Consider the following 16800-nt stretch of genomic DNA (forward strand, 5'->3'; position numbering starts at 1 on the left):
CTCGAGGTCCAGGGAGTTCCGCTGGAGGAGATCGCCGCCGCGCTGCGCAACCGGCACGCCGACGTCGGCGCGATCCTGGACCGCATCGACGAGGACCCGCGCACCCTCCAGGCCGCGGCCGAGGCGGCGCCGCCGGAGGTGCACGGCCTACTGGCCGCGGTCGCCACCCGCGTCCGCTCCCTGATCACCGTCGCCCTGCAGATCCCGCCCGACCTGCCCCTCCCCTGACCCGCGCCGCAACCGCACCCCCCTGCCCGCGACCGCGCCGTGCTCGTCCACCACCAGCGCCATCTGCTCCCGCTCGACCTTGAACCGGCGCAACGCGTCCGACACCCGCACCGTGTCCGGGAACACCACCGCGGGCCGCACCACCTCCCCCACACTGCCCCGGTCGTCCAACAGGTCACGCAGGTGCACCACACCCACCACGTCGTCCAAATGCCCGCCACGCGCCACCGGCGCCCGCGAGTGCCCCGACGCGGCCAGCTCCGCCCGCGCCGAGGCCACGTCCTCCTCCGCCGCCAGCGTCACCACCGCGCGCCGCGGCACCAGCACCTCCCGCAGCCGCCGTTCGTGGATCTCCAACGCCCGCAACTGACCCTCACGCAACGAGATCAACGCCATCTCACTGCCAGCGAACACCGCGTTGAACAACACCAACACCGCCACCAACACGATGGTGAAACCGTAACCGTCCACACCCACTCCGAACCCCGACCGAGTGCGCGAAACGCTACTGCGCGACCGCCTCGTCCACCGTTCGAAGCGGCGTCGCGCACGTCAACCATGGCCCGGTGCGACCTGCCGGCGCGGAGGAAGCCGACGGGGTGCGGGGTACGAAGCCGCACCCGTCGACACGTTGCGCACGCGGGTCTACTTGGGACAGGCCCGGCGGACACCGAAAGCGCCAGTCGAACCGACAGTGGGCGCCCGGAGATCGACGGGACGGTGACGAACGAGCCGGAGCCGAACCTGTTCCGGCTGCACGTGGACGTCCGCTGCCCCACGAGCGCGGCGGGGCCGGCGGCCCGTCACAGCCAGCAGACCCTCATGGGCGACGAATGGCGTCACCCCGGTTGCGGGTGCCACGGTTACTCGCGGGTCTACCACCCGTCGCGGGCTCGCCGCGCTGCTCCGGGGCCGGCGCCATCGGCGCGCATTGGGTTGCGGAACGTCTTTCTCGGTTCCGCCACCGGGATGGTGGCGGATGTGGCGGACAATCCGGAGTCGGTCATCAGGTCCTCCTCCGTGTCACCATCACCTACCCGGCAATCGCGGGTGTGTCAGCCGCCAGGCGAGCCCGAGCACAGCCACCCAGGTTCCCAGGGCGCCGGACCGATCTCGCCACCCGCTTCAGAACGCTCCACACCGGCCCGGAGCGTTTGCGCGCGGCAGCGCGCTGTGGTGCGCTGGGATAACAGCCTTGTCACGGAGAAGGCGGACAGCGAGTGGACGTGTCCCAGGTCGTCTGGTGGCTCACGATCGCCGGGATCGTCGGTCTTCTGCTGTTCGACTTCATCGCGCACGTGCGCAAGGCCCATGTGCCGACCCTGCGCGAGGCGGGCCTGTGGTCGGCCCTCTACGTGGGAATCGCGATCCTCTTCGGCGTCGGCGTGTTCGTCTTCGGCGGCTCGACGATGGGGGCGGAGTACTTCGCCGGATACGTGACGGAGAAGGCGCTGTCGGTCGACAACCTGTTCGTCTTCCTCATCATCATGTCCAGCTTCAAGGTCCCCCGCGCCGACCAGCAGAAGGTACTGCTGTTCGGGATCGTCTTCTCCCTGATCGCCCGCACCGGGTTCATCCTGCTGGGCGCCGCCCTCATCAACCTGTTCGTCTGGGTCTTCTACCTCTTCGGAGTGATCCTGCTGGTCACCGCCGGCAACCTCCTCAAGCCGGAAGGCGAGGACAGCCACTCTGCGGACAACATCGTGATCCGGCTCGCCAGAAAGCTCTTCCACACCACCGACACCTACGACGGTGACAAGCTGTTCACCGTCGAGGACGGCCGGCGGGCCATGACGCCGATGCTGCTGGTCATGGTCGCCATCGGCGGCACGGACATCCTGTTCGCGCTGGACTCCATCCCGGCCATCTTCGGGTTGACGCAGAACGTCTACCTCGTGTTCACCGCCACGGCGTTCTCGCTGCTGGGACTGCGCCAGTTGTACTTCCTCATCGACCGGCTGCTGAACCGGCTCGTCTACCTGGCCTACGGGCTGGCCGTGATCCTGGGGTTCATCGGCGTGAAGCTCATCCTGCACGCGCTGCACGAGAACAACGTGCCGTTCATCAACAACGGGCAGCCGGTCGACGTGGTGGAGATCAGCACCGGACTGTCCCTGAGCGTGATCATCGGTGTCCTCCTCGTCACCGTCGTCGCGTCCATGACCAGCGCCTGGGGCAGGGCACAGAACGTGATCACCTCCGCCCGGCGTCACGCCATCGAGTACGTCGACATCGAGACGGACCCCGCGCGACGCGCGGAGGTCTTCGCCGCGCTGCTCGCCGAGGAAGCAACGCTCAAGCAGCTCCCGGAGAAGTACCTGGCCCGAATCCGGGAAGAGGAGAAGCTGATGGGCCTGCTCAAGCGAGCCCACGAGGCCCACGCCCGGGCCTAGCCCAATACCAGTGACTCAAGAGGGCTGATCCGGTAGGTGGAGCGTCCAGGAGGTGTCTGGATGCCGCGGTCCGGACAGGTCAAGCCCGACACGGACGGCCGGTTGTCGGATCAGATCGCGATCGGCCTGTTGACCAGGACGTTTCCGCCGGAGTTGGTGGATCGGGTGATCGCCGAGACCAGCGGACGGGGCAGCGTGACCGGCTGTTGCCGCCGCGGGTGATGGTGTACTTCGTGCTGGCCATGTGCCTGTTCACCGGTCAGGGCTATGAAGAGGTCGCCCGGTTGCCGACCGAGGGTCTGTCGTGGGCGCCGAGCCGCCGGGTGTGAGTGCGCGTTCCGGCTCAGGTTCCGCGTGTCACCGCCGCTGCGTTCTGTGTGACGGTGGCGTTCCGGGCTTGGTTGAGACCGGCCGTTGCGGAAGCCGGCTTCGACGTTCCAGGTCGACGAGGTTCCCGGTAGCTCGGGAGGTGGTTTCCGCGGTTCGGCGGAGTCTGTGTCGCATCCACGAAGCCCTTCGGCGAAGCCGGCCGGAACAGGCCGATTGCGGGATGTCGTCAGGCTCGTCGAACCCGTCCTGCGCGCCGACGAGGCGCTCAGGACCGTGGGCCCCGCCCGCTACGGCAAGCAGGGCCGGCCAGGGGCGTGTATCGCCGGCACGGCCGGCGGCGACAATCCGGGTGTCGTGATCGACTCGATGCAGAGGAGCACACCCCGATGACCGAGGTTCCGGCCGCTGTGGAGAAGGCCGCGTTGGCGGCTGCGGATCGGGTGGGCGGCGGCGAGCGGCTGCGCGCCGACGTGCTCGCGGGGCTGTACGCGCCCGGCCGCGAGCCGGACCAGTTCAGCGAGTTGGTCGACGTGGCGGCGCTGATCGTCAGCGTGGCCACGCTCGGGTGGACGGTGTTCTGGAACTTGCGCACCAAGACGGACAGGCCCGATCCGGAGGTCGTCGCACGGCGGATCCGGGTCGAACTGCCCGCCGACGGCTCGGTGACGCCCGAGCAGCGCGATCTGGTCGTCGATGCCGTGGTCCGGCAGATCCTCACCGAGGAAGCCGCGGCCGAGCACGAGGACGAGGACGAGGATCGGTAGCGGGCTCGTGCGGGTCCGGTTCGCAGACCCCCACCGGGCGGTCGTGTCGGCGGTCGCCGACGACCTCGCCCTGCTCGGCGACGAGAACGTCGACGACCTGCGCTGGTACCTCGAGGACTACCTGCGGGCGCCCTTCGGCGTCTACGCCGCTCGGGGGCCCGAGGTGGCGGCCCGGTTGGCCGAGTGGGGCCGCCGGATGTTCGAGTCGGTGTTCGCGGACGTCCCCGAGGAGTACGCGGTGCTGCGGGCGTCCGCCGCCCCGGAGGTCGTGCTGCGCTCCGACCGGCCCGACTGGCTCGGTCTGCCCTGGGAGTTGCTGGCCGACCCGGACCGGCCGACGCCGTTGGCGCTGGACGGCGTGCGGATCACCAGGGTCCTGGAGTCCGCGGACCGGGTTCCCGCGTTCGCGGTGAGCGGCGATCGGCTGCGGGTTCTGGTGGTCATCTCACGGCCGGAGGGACCGCGGGACGTCGCCTTCCGCGCCATCGCCCGGCCGATCCTGGACGCCGTCGACGACCGGGTCGAGGTCGTGGTGGTGCGCCCGCCGACGCTGGAGGGTCTGGCAGAGGCGCTTGCCGAGGCCCGGGCCGAGGGCAGGCCGTTCCAGATCGTCCACCTGGACTGCCACGGCGAACTCGCCGACGAGGCCGTACTGCTGTTCGAGCAACCCGGCGTCGGCGCCGAGCGGGTACGCGCCTCCCGGGTCGCGCGGGTGCTCGCCGACGCCAGGGTGCCGGTCGTCGTGCTCAACGCCTGCCGGTCGGGCACGGTCGGCACCACCCTGGAGACCGCCGTGGCCACCCGGCTGATCGCCGGGGGAACGGCGGCGGTCGTGGCGATGGCCTACACCGTCTACGCCGTCGCGGTCGCCGAGTTCATGACCGCGTTCTACCGGACCCTGTTCGGGGGCGGCACCGTGGCCGACGCCGTCGTGGCCGGCCGCGCCCGGATGGCCCGCCACCCCGACCGCCCCAGCCCGGCGGGCAGGCTGCCCCTCGAGGACTGGTTCGTCCCGGTCCACTACGCCCGCGCCGACGTCCGCTTCCCCCGTTTCCACACCGCACCCGCTCCCCCGTCGGACCCCGACCCGCTGGCCGCCGTCGGGACCTTCGTCGGGCGGGACCACGAATTCCACCGGTTCGAGGCGTCCGCGGCCGTCGCCCCGGTGATCCTGCTGCACGGACCGGCCGGTGTGGGCAAGTCGGAGCTGGCCAAGGCACTCGGGCGCTGGTGGCGGGACACCCGCGGCGTCCGGGCCCGCGAGCACGTGGTCTGGCATTCCTTCGAGCCCGGTGTCCCCACGTTCGGGGTCGACGGGGTCGTGTCGAGCATCGGCCTGCAGGTGCTCGGCGGGCCGTTCGCGGCAGCCGACGACGAGCGACGGCGGGTGATGGTCCGGGAACTGCTGCGCCGCGAACGCCTGCTGGTCATCTGGGACAACTTCGAGTCCGTCGGCGACGAACCCCTGGCCGGGCTCCGGGACTTCCTGGCCGGCGCCGGCCGCAGCGTCGTCCTGATCACCAGCCGGACCCCGGAAACCAGGCTCGGCGACCTCCGGCGCATCGAGCTGACCGGCCTCTCCCCCGACGAGGCCGCCGAGTACACCGACCGCCTCCTCGCCCCCTACCCCGACGCCCTCCCCCGCCGCAGGCAGGCCGCGTTCCAGGACCTCCTCGACTGGCTCGACGGCCACCCGCTGACCATGCGCCTGGTCCTGCCCCACCTGGACACCACCGAGCCCGAAACCCTCCTCGCGGGCCTGCGCGGTCTGGCCGACCTGCCCACCAACCACGGCACCGGACGCACCGGCTCGCTGGAAGCCGGCCTGACCTACTCCACCTCACGCCTACCCGAACGCACCCAGCGCCTGCTCATGACCACGGCCCTGTTCCAGGGCGTCACCGACGCGGACGTGCTGGGGCTGTTGTCGTCCCACCCGGACACACCCGACCGGTTCCGCGACGTCACCGCCGAGGAGTGGACGTCCGTGCTGGACGACTCGACCCGGGCCGGGCTGTTCGTCGACCTGGGTGGCTCGTCCTACCGGCTGCACCCCGCCTTGCCCGGCTTCTTCCTCGACCGCTGGCGTGCCGCGGCCGCCGACCCTGCCGCGGAAATGGCATCCGCCCGCCGGGCCATGGTCGACGCCATGACCGCCCTGTCCAACTGGGCCTTCGACCAGGTCACGAAGGCAGACCCGCTGGCCGGCCACGCGATCGCCCTGGTCCACCGGTCCAATCTCGCCCGGGCACTGCAGGACGCCCTCGACGCCCGCCTGTGGCCGCAAGCGCTGCACCTGGGCATGCTGATGAACGAGGAGTGGGGCTGGAACGGCCGGACCGAGGAGGCACGCGGCTGGACCGACCGTGTCCGCCTCGCGGTCGAGGACGCAGACGGGAACCCGCCGACCACCTATGAGGACGGCAGCACGCTGTGGCTGTTCTTCGTCAGTACCCAGCTCAACCGGTCACCGACCTCGGTCGCCGCCGAGTCGGAGGCCATGTACCGCAAGGTGTACGACGTGCTGCTCGCCCAACCGGAGGACATCCACCGGCAACGACAGATCGCCGTCGTGGCGGGCCAATTAGGCATGGTGTGCAAGCGGGCGGGACGTTTCGACGAGGCGAAGACCTGGTTGGGGCGGGCACTCGAGATCGTGCGGGCGTTCGACTACGACCGAGGCGTCTCCGGCGTCCATCACTCGTTCGGTGACATCGCCGTCGCCCAGGGGCAGTGGGACGAGGCCGAACGGTGGTACGGGCAGTCGCTCGCCGAGAGCCAGGAGGTAGGGGACCGGCCCAGTGTCGCGGCGTCGCACCAAGCCCTCGGGAAAGTGGCGTGGATGCGGCGTGACTGGGACACCGCCGAGCGGCACTACCGCGCGGCCCTGGACATCCGCAGGGCGGTGAAGGATAAACCGGGTGTGGCGGACGTGGTGCTCGTCCTCGGCGAGGTCGCGCACTACCGGGGCGACCACGACGCGGCCGAGGGCTGGTACCGCGAAGCGCTGGTGCTCCGGGAGACCCTCGGAGACACCGTCGGCGCCGCCGAGGTCTGCTACGCCCTCGGTGCGCTGGCGCAGGTCCGGGAGCGTTGGACCGAGGCCGAGCACTGGTACCGGCGGGCCCTCCCGGTCCACACGGCCGTGGCCGACAGCGGCTGGCTCGGCATGTCCCACCACGCCCTGGGCGCGCTCGCCGAGGCCCAGGATCGCATGGCCGAGGCCGAGGCCCTGTACCGACGGGCCCTCGCGGACTTCACCGCGGCGGGCAGCCGCCTCGGCGTCGCCTCCAGCCACGGCTCCCTCGGTCTCATCGCCGAGAATCAAGGCGACCTCGCCGCCGCCCTCGACCACGTCATCCGCGCCGTGACCCAGTTCGACGACTTCCCCAATCCCGGCACCGGCCCCGCCCCCGAACACCTCCGCAGACTGACCGAGCGGTTGGGCGTCGAAGCCTTGGCAGGCGCCTGGCTCCGACTCACCGGGACCGACCTGCCCGACAGCGTCCGCGACTACGTAACCGCCTGACCGCTACCGAAACCATCAACCGCGCGACGCGGGACGGCCCTCGGAACCGGCCAACCACCGAACCCTGCGAGGTGTCAAAACTCTGCACGAGGCTGCTGAGCTGCACTGATCGTGCACCATCGACCACGGGGCATGATCGTGAGGCATGGTGTCACGACTGCTGTACCTGATCTTCGTCCGGCTTGGCGAGTGGCTGGTCCTGCTCGGCCGGTCTTCCGCGGCCAAGGACGTGGAGTTGCTGGTGCTGCGGCACGAGGTCGCCGTGCTGCGCCGCACGAATCCCCGCCCACGGCTGGACTGGGCCGATCGCGCGGTGCTCGCCGCCCTGGTGCGCCGACTTCCCCAGATGCTGCGCGGACACCGGTTGGTGACGCCGGGCACCGTCCTGCGGTGGCATCGGCGCCTGGTCGCGAGGAAGTGGATCTACCCGAACCGGACGGGACGCCCACCAGTTGATGAGGCCATCGTGGCGTTGATCGAGCGCATGGCCCGAGAAAACACCGGCTGGGGCTACCGCCGGATCCAGGGCGAACTACTCAAGCTCGGCCACCGGGTAGCCGCGTCGACCATCCGCCGCGTGCTCAGGCGTCAGCGGATACCGCCCGCGCCGATCCGGAACACCGACACCTCCTGGCGGCGGTTCCTACACGCCCAGGCCGCAAGCATGTCGGCCCGCAACTTCTTCCACATCGACTGCGCCGTCACCCTCAAACGGGTCTACGTGTTCTTCGTGATGGAGGTCGCCACCCGCTACGTCCACGTCCTCGGCACCACCACCAACCCCGACGGACCCTGGACCACCCGACAAGCCCGCAACCTGCTCATGGACCTCGACGACCGGGCGAAAAGTTCCCGGTTCCCGGTTCGCGACCGGGCCGGCCAGTTCACCACCTCGTTCGACACCGTCCTCGCCGACGCCGGCATCCAGATCGTGAAGATCCCGCCACGCTGCCCGAGAGCCAACTGCGACGCCGAGCGGTTCATCGGCACCGTCGGACGCGAGATCACCGACCGACTGCTCATCATCAACGAACGCCACCTGCGATCAGTGCTGCAACGGTACGTCTCCCACTACAACCACCGCCGACCCCACCGAGCACGACAACTCACGCCACCACGACCGGACCACCCGACCCCACAGCCGAGCCGCACGTCGGCACGCCGACAACCCGTCCTCGGCGGACTGATCAACGAGTACGAACCCGCGGCGGCCTAACACGCAGGTCAGAGCCACTGCGCCGACTATTGGAACCCCACACGCTGATCGAGCTCGCGCAGGAACCCGTACAGCCCGCGCGCGTAGGCGGCCATTGAACCGGGGACTGTCACCACAGCGTGCACCTTCACCGAAGCATCCGTGGTGCGCGCTATCATCGACGACGTCCACCTGGTACCCCCGATCGGGTGACATAGCGACAGATCGGTGAGGCGCTGGGTATCTGATCTGGTACGGACGCCTCGTCGCGCCGTGCGACGTGAGCCGCTATCCGCGACCAGCGGCGTCCGTCATGCGGTGGAAGGGAAGGCCCGATGGCACAGGAGACGAAGAATGACACGCCGGCCAACGCGGCGGTGGCCCGTTCGAGCTCCGGCGGGAGCCCGGCCCGGCTGGCTGATGAGGAATCCCAGGGGAAGACCATGATCGCGTCGACCGTGGTGCAGAAGATCGCCGGGATGGCGACCCACGAGGTCACGGGCGTGCACGCGCTCGGCGGCGGGGTGTCCCGCGCATTTGGCGCGGTCCGCGAGCGCATTCCGGGTGCCGGCACGGCGTCTACCTCCGGTGTGTCGGTCGAGGTCGGCGAGAAGCAGGTCGCGGTCGACCTGGACATGGTCGTCGAGTACGGCGCGGGCATCGTGGAGTTGGCGCGCGCGGTGCGCCGCAACGTGATCACTGCGGTGGAGCGGATGACCGGACTCGAGGTGATCGAGGTGAACATCGCGGTCAACGACATCCATCTGCCTGAGGACGAGGTCGCGGGCGGCCCGGCCCAGCCACGGGTGGAGTGAACGCACACGGCGCCGAGGAGCCGAGGATGACCGGCAGGTCACCCGGCGAGATCGCCGTGGCCATCGAGCGGGCACTGCTGACCCATCCGGCGGTGGTCCGGTTGGACGGCGGCGCCTTCGGCGTCATCGCCACGCCCGCTCCCGGTCGGCGGGTGGTGGGCGTGGATGTGGCCGGTGAGGGCCGGCGAGTGGAGATCGCGGTCGTTGTCCGGATCGGCCGTCCGGTGCCCGAGGTGGTCGCCGAGCTGCGGGATCGGGTTACCAGGATCGCCGGTCCGGTCAAGGTCGACGTGACCGTCAGCGACGTGGAGTAGCCATGGGTGAGCCCAACCCGGCCAGGGCGGCGTACGTGGCGTTCGTGATGGCCCATCATCCCGACCGCGGCGGCGACGCGGCGACGTTCGTCACCGGGCTGGCCGATCTCCAATCGGCCCAACGGAGGGCTCGGTATGGCGACCGACAACACCATGACCACCACCGGCTGCCGAGCCGCTATGACGCACCGATCATCGTGGTGGTTCGCCGACGAGGGCTGTATGCCATCCCGGACCGGTTCCGGCGATGGCGAGACCGGCGATTCCGCAAGCCTCGAGTCCGGTAGCCGGACCGGCAAGGAGCGAACCAGATGAACGCAACACAGACCGGGATCGTGTCCGGCCTCGTGCTCGGCCTCGCGGCCACTCAGGGGTTCACCGCCTTCCTGATCACCCTCGCCGTCGGTTTCATCGGCCTGGTCGTCGGGCGGGTCCTCGACGGTGAGCTCGATCTGAGCAACGTCTTCGGCCGGGGTCGAGACCGGTGACACCGGAAACTGCCGCGCTACCGGTGACGGAGCGCGGCGAGCTGCGCATCGATCCGGGGGTCGTGCGCAAGATCGCCCAGCATGCCGCCGACGAGGTGCCCGGCACCGCCCGGGTGCCGCGGCGGATAGCCGGAGTGGGTGCCGGCTCGCACGGCGCGCATGTGCGGGTGCGGCACGCCGGTGACAAGGACGACACGGTGGACCTGGCCATCGACCTCGCGTTGCACTACCCGGCCGCCATCCGAGACGTGGTCGACCGGGTACGCGCCAGGGTGGTTGGCGAGGTCGCCCGCGGCACCGGCTTCCAGGTGCGCTCGCTGGACATCACGGTATCGGCGCTCCTACCTGACCTCCGACCACGAGTGGAGTAAGCCGATGCGGATACTCGTACGCGTCCTCGCCGGCCTGTTCGGTCTCGGCCTCGCCGTGGTCGGCGCGCTGCTGGCCGTCGAGGTGGTCTGGGCGTGGCTGTCGCCCGCGGACGGTCCGCTGCTGGTGCCGTGGCCACGCTGGCGTGCGAGGCTCGATGAGCTGACCTGGCAAAGAGCCGAGGTCCGTCTGGTTGCCGGCGCGCTCGTCGGGGTCGGGCTCGTGCTGCTGCTGATCGCCGCTACCGCGCGCCGTCGCGACGTGCGGCTGCGGGAACCGGCGGCCGAGGTCAGCGTGATCACCTCGCCGAGATCCCTTGCGCGCATCGTCGGCCAGCGGGTGCGCGCACAGGACAACGTCACCTCCGCGTCCGTGACCGCGACCCCCAAGACGATTCGTGTCCGCGCCGCCAGCCGGCTCGAAACCGACGCCCAGTTGCGGTCCAGACTTCTCGACGTCGTGAAGGCCACAGTGGACGATCTGCCGTTGGTTCGCGCGCCACGCGTTCGCGTCGTGGTCATCTCCCCGAGGGACCGCCACCGATGAGTACCACCGCCAGGTCCGCGCTCGCCCGCTCCTACCGCACGGAACGGGTGGTCGTCACCATCGTCGGCCTGCTCGCGGTGTTCGCCGGCGCCGCGGCCCTGGTCGTCGGATTCGGCTGGCTCGGCAGGCTCCGCGCACAGGCGCCGGTGGCGGATCCGATAGTGATGGACTGGCTCGCGGGCAACCAAGCCATCTCGCGGATCGGCGCGGTCCTGCTCGGTCTGCTGCTCCTCGCACTCGGCCTGGGGTTCGTCATCCGCTCGCTGCGCCCGGAGGAACACCCGGACATCGAACTCGATCACACCACCGCCAAGAGCCTCCGAGTGACCGCCTCGGCGATCGCGCATGCCGTTCAGGCCGACGTCGAACAACTTGACGGAGTGAGCCGAGCACGAGCGCGCATCGTTGGCGACCGGCGACGCCCGGCACTTCGGCTGAACCTGTGGCTACGCGAGGACAGCGACGTCAAGACCGTGTGGCGCGAGCTCGACTCCGTGCTCGGCAGAACCAAGGACTGCCTCGGTGTGTCCGCCCTTCCCACCGCCGTACGGATCGAACTGGCCGCCGCCCAACGCCAACGAGTGCGCTGAATATTCTGTTGCTCGCTCACGGTCAGCGACGTGATCGCCTGGGCGTTCGCGCGGCAGGAACACAGTCGGGTCCGCCACGGCGTCACCACGCGGATCAAGCGGTCCTTCGTCGGCAGCCGGTGGGTCCGGTCCGCTAGGAGCCCATGGACAGGTTCTGGTTTGCCGCTCTGTCCGGGCTGGTGGACCGTCGGCGTTGGCGGGAAGTCCTCCCGGAACCCTGCTCGCCTGGCACCGCAGGTTGGTGGCCCGCGAGTGGGACCACACCGTGCGTCGGCGCACCGGACGCCCACAAACCCGGGCGGCGATCAAGACGCTCGTGCCGCAGCTCGCCGCGGAGAACCGCGGTGAGGCCATCTGTGCATCACCGGCGTCACCGCCCACCCGATACAGGCGTGGACAGCGCAGCAGGCCGGAACCTCGCCATCAGCCTCGGGGGACGCGGATGGAGTCCTTGCGCTTCCTGCTGCGCGACCGCGAGTACGGCGAGGCGTTCGACGACGTCTTCCAGGCCGAAGAACTTCGCGTGATCGAGAGCGCGCCGCGGGTGCCCCCGGATGAACGCCCACTGCGAACGGGTCATCGGTGGCATCCGACGCGAAGTCCTCGACCACGTCCTGATCATGGGAGAAGCCCACGCACGTCACGTCCTCGCGTCTCACCAGGACCACTACGACATGCAGCGGCCCCACCAAGACCGCGACCAGTTATCACCCGCGGCCCAGGAGCACCCCGCCACGGTGCACGACCTCGACACCCGCAGGCTCCTGCGCACCCGGATCCTGGGCGGACTCGTCAACGAGTACAGACACGCTGCTTGGCCAGCAGCGATGACTTTTCGAGCGGCACACCTTCCCGGCGAGGAGCACCAGCTGCGATTCCAGGAGCCGCCCCGCACCGCAACCCGCCCGATGACCGGAAACCCCGCCGGCGGGATGGTTCAGGTGTCGGTGTAGCCCGGCGGTTGGTGTCCCTCGTGTGCGGCGCGGTCGAGGTCGCCCGCCCGCAACCGGAACACCTGCAGGTCCAGGTCGAAGTACTTGCGGGTCTCACCGACCCAGTGCATCCCGTTGCGGCGCACCGCGGCGGCCGTACGGGTGTTGCCGGGCCGCACCACCGTGAAGACCTCGTCCAGGCCATGCGCGAAGGCCCACGAGGCGAGCGCGAACGTGCACTCCTCGGCGTAGTCGTGGCCCCACTCGTCCGGGTGCAACTGCCAGCCCATCTCCCAGTCCTCGTTGCCGGGAGGCAGCGGCAGCAGCACGGCGCCGCCGATCACCCGCCGGTCGGCGGCGCGCTGCACGGCCCAGCGCCCTCCCGGCGCCGCGATCCTGCTGTCCTCGGCGATCCACTGCTGGAGCAGCAGCCGCATGGCGGCCAGATCGGACACGCGGTCCATCTCGGGGCTCAGCCACGTGCGACGTCGGCGTGGTCGTAGACGTCGAGTGCCGCCTGCGCGTCGTCCACGCGCCACCCGCGCGGCACCAGCCGCTCGGTCCTCATCGCGCGTCCACGCGCAACGCGGCCAGCCGCTGCGGACGCGGCCACCGCACCTGCCAGGCCCAGTCGAGCTTCTCGAACACCCAGATGACCCGCGCGGAGACGTCCACCTGCCCGCGGTTCACGCCGTGGCGGGCGCAGGTCGGGTCGGCGTGGTGGGAGTTGTGCCAGGACTCGCCCATCGACAGGATCGCCAACGGCCAGAAGTTGGCCGAGCGGTCGCGGGCGGCGAACGGCCGGTCGCCGATCATGTGGCAGATCGAGTTCACCGACCAGGTGACGTGGTGCTGGAATGAGATCCTGGCCAGACCGGCCCACAGGAACGCCGTCAGCGCGCCCCACCACGACAGCGTGATCACGCCGCCGAGCACCGCCGGCACCGCCACGGTGAGCGCCACCCACAGCGGGAAGAGCCGGTCGACCGCGCTAATGTCCCTGTCCGCCTTGAGATCCGGCGCGAACCGGTCGACGTTCGTGGTGTCCCGACCGAACAGCCACCCCATGTGCGCGTGCCAGAAACCCCGCGCCAGAGCCACCGGCGAGGTGCCGAACAGCCACGGCGAGTGCGGGTCGCCCTCACGGTCGGAGAACGCGTGGTGGCGGCGGTGGTCGGCCACCCACCCGATCACCGGGCCCTGCGCCGCCAGGCCACCGGCGACGGCCAGGGCCACGCGCAGCGCACGCCTGGCCTTGAACGCGCCGTGCGTGAAGTACCGGTGGTAACCGATGGTGACACCCAACGTGGACACGGTGTAGAACACGGCCGCGAGCGTCACGTCCACCCAACTCAGGCCCCACCCCCAGGTGAGCGGCACGGCGGCGACGAGCGCGACGAACGGGATCACCAGGAACAACCGGATGACCAGCAGCTCGGTACGGGTGCGAGGTTCGGCCAACAGCGGTTTCGGTGCGGAGGATGTTCGCGTGATCATTGGCACTACCTGACTTGATGTGCGATACGGGCCTTTTCGTGCACCGGTCGCCTCGAAGCGAATCGGGTCGCCGGCGGGCGGGTCCACGTCCGCGACGCGGTTGACGAGCAGCGCTCGGCTGCCTGGCCTGACATGGGTGGCCTTCGAAGTGCCTGAACCCGACGCTACACCCGGTGTCAGTGCAGCGCCGTTCGCGTGGCGCCCGTGCCGAGCCCGCTCGTAGATGGCGGGCCGATTCGGCCGTGGATCAGAGGCAGCGCACCGCCCCGCGGGCGGTACGGCCCAGGTGGCCGGCCAACCTGAGCGCGAGGTCATGGCGGTCCGAGGGCGAGTAGGCCTGCGAGGTGTCAAAACTCTGCACGAGGCTGCCGAGCTGCACTGATCGTGCACCATCGACCACGGGACATGATCGTGAGGCATGGTGTCACGGCTGCTGTACCTGATCTTCGTCCGGCTTGGCGAGTGGCTGGTCCTGCTCGGCCGGACCTCGGCGGCCAAGGACGTCGAGTTACTGGTGCTGCACGAGATCGCCGTGCTGCGCCGGACCACTCGCCCGCGGCTGGACTGGGCCGATCGCGCGGTACTCGCCGCCCTGGTGCGCCGACTTCCCCAGATGCTGCGCGGACACCGACTGGTGACACCGGGCACCATCCTGCGGTGGCACCGGCGCCCGGTCGCGAGGAAGTGGACCTACCCGAGTCGGACCGGGCGCCCACCGGTCGACGACACCATCGTGACGTTGATCGAACGGATGGCGTGGGAGAACACCGGCTGGGGCTACCGCCGGATGCAGGGCGAACTGCTCAAGCTCGGCCACCGGGTAGCCGCGTCAACGGTCCGTCGCGTGCTCCAGCGCCTACGGATACCGCCCGCACCGACCCGGAACACCGACATGTCCTGGCGGCGCTTCCTGCGCGCCCAGGCCACGAGCATGGTGGCCTGCGACTTCTTCCACGTCGACTGCGCCGTCACCCTCAAGCGCGTCCACGTGTTCTTCGTGATGGAGGTCGCCACCCGCTATGTCCACGTCCTCGGCACCACCACACCCCCCGACGGGCCATGGACCACCCAACAAGCCCGCAACCTGCCCATGGACCTCGACGACCGAGCCGACAGCTTCCGGTTCCTGATCCGCGACCGGGCCGGCCAGTTCACCACCGCCGGAACCGACGGCCTGGTCGTGTTCGTCGTGACCTTCCTCGCCCTGGTGGCGGTCTGGTGCGCGGTCGGCCGGTTCTTCGCCACCCGACCGGTGATCGCCCGCGCCTTGGCGCGCTGGGGCCACACCATGCTCCCGATCGCACTTATCGGCATAGGACTGCTGATCCTCGTCGAAGGCGGCGTGTTCGGACTCTGATCGGCTCCAGCAGCCAGCTCGCCGTCGCGCTGCCATGCCTCCGACCCGGCCGGGTTGGCTTCGGGGCGGATCGACTTCAGGGCGGCGCGGCACGGTTCGCCGGACCGCGCCCGGGCGGTAACCTGTGCGGCATGGCCGAGCCCGAGGACCTGGAGTCCCGCGTCGCCGAACTGGAGGCCCGCGTCGAGGAGTTGGCCGGCCTGGTGCGCGCCACCGCCCAGGACGCCGCCGCCGCACGAGTGCTGGCAGGCGGCGCCGACCGGGACGTCTCCGAGTTCCGAGGCGAGATCCGCGACTTCCGCCAAGCCACGACCTCCAGCTTCAACGCCATGCGCGAAGACCTCACCGACCTCGGCACCACGGTCGGCGACGGGTTCACCGAGATGCGCGGCAAGTTCGACGCCCTCGCCACCGGACAACAGACCGTCGTCGACCTGCTGACCAAGCTCGCCGGCCCCGACGACGACCAGACCAACTGATCGACACCGACCGGCCATGCCCTCGGGTCGGGCGCCCCAGGTCACCGACCGTGGAGCGATGATCGGGGACGGGGCGGGGCGGCTGAGGACTCGGGGTAGTCGGTGATGGACTGCCCCTTGGGCACGGGTTCCCTGGAGGGGCGCCGGAACGGCGAAGATCACCCACTGCATCGCTCCAGCTCAGAGGCCGTCGACATGGTGCCGTAGGTAACCAGCAGGTGTGGTTCGAGCAGCTACGAAGACGGTGATCATCGTTTCTGTCCGGCGAGGATCGTCGTGTCCGTCGCGGGTCCACCGATCAGTTCGGCCTCGGTCGATGGTCATACTGTGCGACAGCCGGTTCGAACCAGCCGAGGAGCGGCAGATGGTGATCGTCGCGGGGCGCATCGTCGTCGATCCACAACAGCGCGAGTCCTACCTCGCGGACTGCGTGAGCGTGGTTGAACAGGCCCGCAGCGTGTGCCGCTCGAGAAGTCATCGCTGCTGGTCAAGCGGCGTAGCTGTACTCGTTGATGAGGCCGCCCGGGATGCGGGTGCGGAGCAGTCTGTGGGTATCGAGGGACGGGACTGCCGCAGGCTGGTGTTGGGCCTCGGGTGGTAGGTGGTCGCGTGTGGGGTGTCAGAAGTCGACACCGTGGCTCTGACCTGCGTTAAGCCGCCGCAGGCTCGTACTCGTTGATCAAGTGGTCGGCAACGTATCGACGTGTGACTCGGCTGTGGGACCGAGTGATCCGGTCGTGGCGGCCTGAGTTGTCGCGCATGATGAGGGTGATGGTGGTTGTAGTGGGAGACGTACCGTTCCAGCCTTGTTCAGGACCGGTACAGTAGGTCCACTGTAGACGGACAGGGTACTCGGGAGTTGCTGTGCTGGATATCGGTCTCTGGACGTGGGCGATCACCATCGGCCTCATTCTCGTGCTGCTCGCCGTGGACCTGGCGCTGGGCTGGATCCGGCCGCACCGGGTCGGGTTCGC

At 69.8% G+C, this 16800-nt stretch carries 20 protein-coding genes and 1 pseudogene; 17 read left to right on the forward strand and 4 right to left on the reverse strand.

Going from position 1 to position 16800, the window contains the following annotated elements:
• A pseudogene (locus FM051_RS47790) lies at nt 1–228 on the forward strand (MerR family transcriptional regulator); the annotation flags it as partial.
• Here FM051_RS47790 and FM051_RS52780 read toward each other — a convergent pair.
• Nucleotides 148–699: a CBS domain-containing protein gene (locus FM051_RS52780; protein WP_274383904.1), complete on the reverse strand. Its 552-nt coding sequence runs from the start codon at nt 697–699 to the stop codon at nt 148–150. The pseudogene FM051_RS47790 and the gene FM051_RS52780 sit on opposite strands and share 81 nt — an antisense overlap.
• Nucleotides 700–1454: 755 nt before the next feature.
• Here FM051_RS52780 and FM051_RS47800 point away from each other — a divergent pair.
• The 13 genes from FM051_RS47800 to FM051_RS47855 all read left to right on the forward strand — a co-directional run bounded on the left by FM051_RS47800 (nt 1455) and on the right by FM051_RS47855 (nt 11561).
• A complete protein-coding gene (locus tag FM051_RS47800) occupies nt 1455–2621 on the forward strand; it encodes a TerC family protein (RefSeq protein WP_238413208.1) in 1167 nt (388 codons plus the stop codon).
• A 60-nt stretch (nt 2622–2681) separates the two neighbouring features.
• Nucleotides 2682–2843 carry a hypothetical protein gene (locus tag FM051_RS51190; protein WP_202919473.1) on the forward strand — a complete coding sequence of 54 codons (162 nt, stop codon included), beginning with the start codon at nt 2682–2684 and terminating at the stop codon, nt 2841–2843.
• Nucleotides 2843–2950: a transposase domain-containing protein gene (locus tag FM051_RS51195; protein WP_238413209.1), complete on the forward strand. Its 108-nt coding sequence runs from the start codon at nt 2843–2845 to the stop codon at nt 2948–2950. Before FM051_RS51190 ends, FM051_RS51195 begins: the two co-directional genes overlap by 1 nt.
• 387 nt (nt 2951–3337) lie before the next feature.
• Nucleotides 3338–3715, forward strand: coding sequence for a hypothetical protein (locus FM051_RS47810; protein WP_158854346.1), 378 nt, complete (start codon nt 3338–3340; stop codon nt 3713–3715).
• Nucleotides 3716–3722: 7 nt separating this feature from the next.
• Nucleotides 3723–7244 (forward strand): tetratricopeptide repeat protein, encoded by a 3522-nt coding sequence (locus FM051_RS47815; RefSeq protein ID WP_158854348.1) that lies wholly within the window; start codon nt 3723–3725, stop codon nt 7242–7244.
• Between the two features lie 145 nt (nt 7245–7389).
• Nucleotides 7390–8460, forward strand: a complete 1071-nt coding sequence (locus FM051_RS52785; protein ID WP_158854350.1) for an integrase core domain-containing protein — start codon at nt 7390–7392, stop codon at nt 8458–8460.
• A gap of 314 nt (nt 8461–8774) precedes the next feature.
• Nucleotides 8775–9254: an Asp23/Gls24 family envelope stress response protein gene (locus FM051_RS47825; protein WP_158854352.1), complete on the forward strand. Its 480-nt coding sequence runs from the start codon at nt 8775–8777 to the stop codon at nt 9252–9254.
• A 26-nt stretch (nt 9255–9280) separates the two neighbouring features.
• Nucleotides 9281–9568, forward strand: a complete 288-nt coding sequence (locus tag FM051_RS47830; RefSeq protein ID WP_158854354.1) for a hypothetical protein — start codon at nt 9281–9283, stop codon at nt 9566–9568.
• Nucleotides 9569–9570: 2 nt separating this feature from the next.
• Nucleotides 9571–9855 (forward strand): hypothetical protein, encoded by a 285-nt coding sequence (locus FM051_RS47835; protein WP_158854356.1) that lies wholly within the window; start codon nt 9571–9573, stop codon nt 9853–9855.
• Nucleotides 9856–9879: 24 nt separating this feature from the next.
• Nucleotides 9880–10056, forward strand: coding sequence for a hypothetical protein (locus tag FM051_RS51210; RefSeq protein WP_158854358.1), 177 nt, complete (start codon nt 9880–9882; stop codon nt 10054–10056).
• Complete coding sequence (locus tag FM051_RS47845; protein WP_158854360.1) at nt 10053–10427, forward strand: Asp23/Gls24 family envelope stress response protein; 375 nt, start codon at nt 10053–10055, stop codon at nt 10425–10427. The genes FM051_RS51210 and FM051_RS47845 overlap by 4 nt, the downstream gene beginning before the upstream one ends.
• A 4-nt stretch (nt 10428–10431) precedes the next feature.
• On the forward strand, nt 10432–10971 hold the full coding sequence (locus FM051_RS47850) for a DUF6286 domain-containing protein (RefSeq protein ID WP_158854362.1): 540 nt from the start codon (nt 10432–10434) through the stop codon (nt 10969–10971).
• Between the two features lie 47 nt (nt 10972–11018).
• Complete coding sequence (locus tag FM051_RS47855) at nt 11019–11561, forward strand: alkaline shock response membrane anchor protein AmaP (protein ID WP_420803673.1); 543 nt, start codon at nt 11019–11021, stop codon at nt 11559–11561.
• Between the two features lie 370 nt (nt 11562–11931).
• Here the strand turns inward: FM051_RS47855 and FM051_RS51215 are convergent, their stop codons facing one another.
• Nucleotides 11932–12141 carry a hypothetical protein gene (locus tag FM051_RS51215; RefSeq protein WP_202919477.1) on the reverse strand — a complete coding sequence of 70 codons (210 nt, stop codon included), beginning with the start codon at nt 12139–12141 and terminating at the stop codon, nt 11932–11934.
• Between FM051_RS51215 and FM051_RS54350 the strand changes: the two genes are divergently transcribed.
• The gene (locus FM051_RS54350; protein WP_202919475.1) at nt 12116–12514 is read left to right on the forward strand and encodes an integrase core domain-containing protein; all 399 of its coding nucleotides are present in this window, start codon (nt 12116–12118) and stop codon (nt 12512–12514) included. The two genes, FM051_RS51215 and FM051_RS54350, sit on opposite strands and share 26 nt — an antisense overlap.
• On the opposite strand, the gene FM051_RS47865 is transcribed toward FM051_RS54350, so the two are convergent.
• Nucleotides 12499–12948: a GNAT family N-acetyltransferase gene (locus FM051_RS47865; protein ID WP_338019551.1), complete on the reverse strand. Its 450-nt coding sequence runs from the start codon at nt 12946–12948 to the stop codon at nt 12499–12501. The two genes, FM051_RS54350 and FM051_RS47865, sit on opposite strands and share 16 nt — an antisense overlap.
• Before the next feature lie 109 nt (nt 12949–13057).
• On the reverse strand, nt 13058–13990 hold the full coding sequence (locus FM051_RS47870; protein ID WP_158854366.1) for an acyl-CoA desaturase: 933 nt from the start codon (nt 13988–13990) through the stop codon (nt 13058–13060).
• A 931-nt stretch (nt 13991–14921) separates the two neighbouring features.
• Between FM051_RS47870 and FM051_RS52790 the strand changes: the two genes are divergently transcribed.
• The gene (locus FM051_RS52790) at nt 14922–15347 is read left to right on the forward strand and encodes a hypothetical protein (protein ID WP_238413211.1); all 426 of its coding nucleotides are present in this window, start codon (nt 14922–14924) and stop codon (nt 15345–15347) included.
• A gap of 131 nt (nt 15348–15478) precedes the next feature.
• Nucleotides 15479–15826, forward strand: coding sequence for a hypothetical protein (locus FM051_RS47880; protein WP_158854368.1), 348 nt, complete (start codon nt 15479–15481; stop codon nt 15824–15826).
• The last annotated feature ends 974 nt before the right edge of the window (nt 15827–16800 follow it).

Source organism: Saccharothrix deserti, assembly GCF_009769385.1.
GTDB classification, from domain to species: Bacteria; Actinomycetota; Actinomycetes; order Mycobacteriales; family Pseudonocardiaceae; genus Actinosynnema; species Actinosynnema deserti.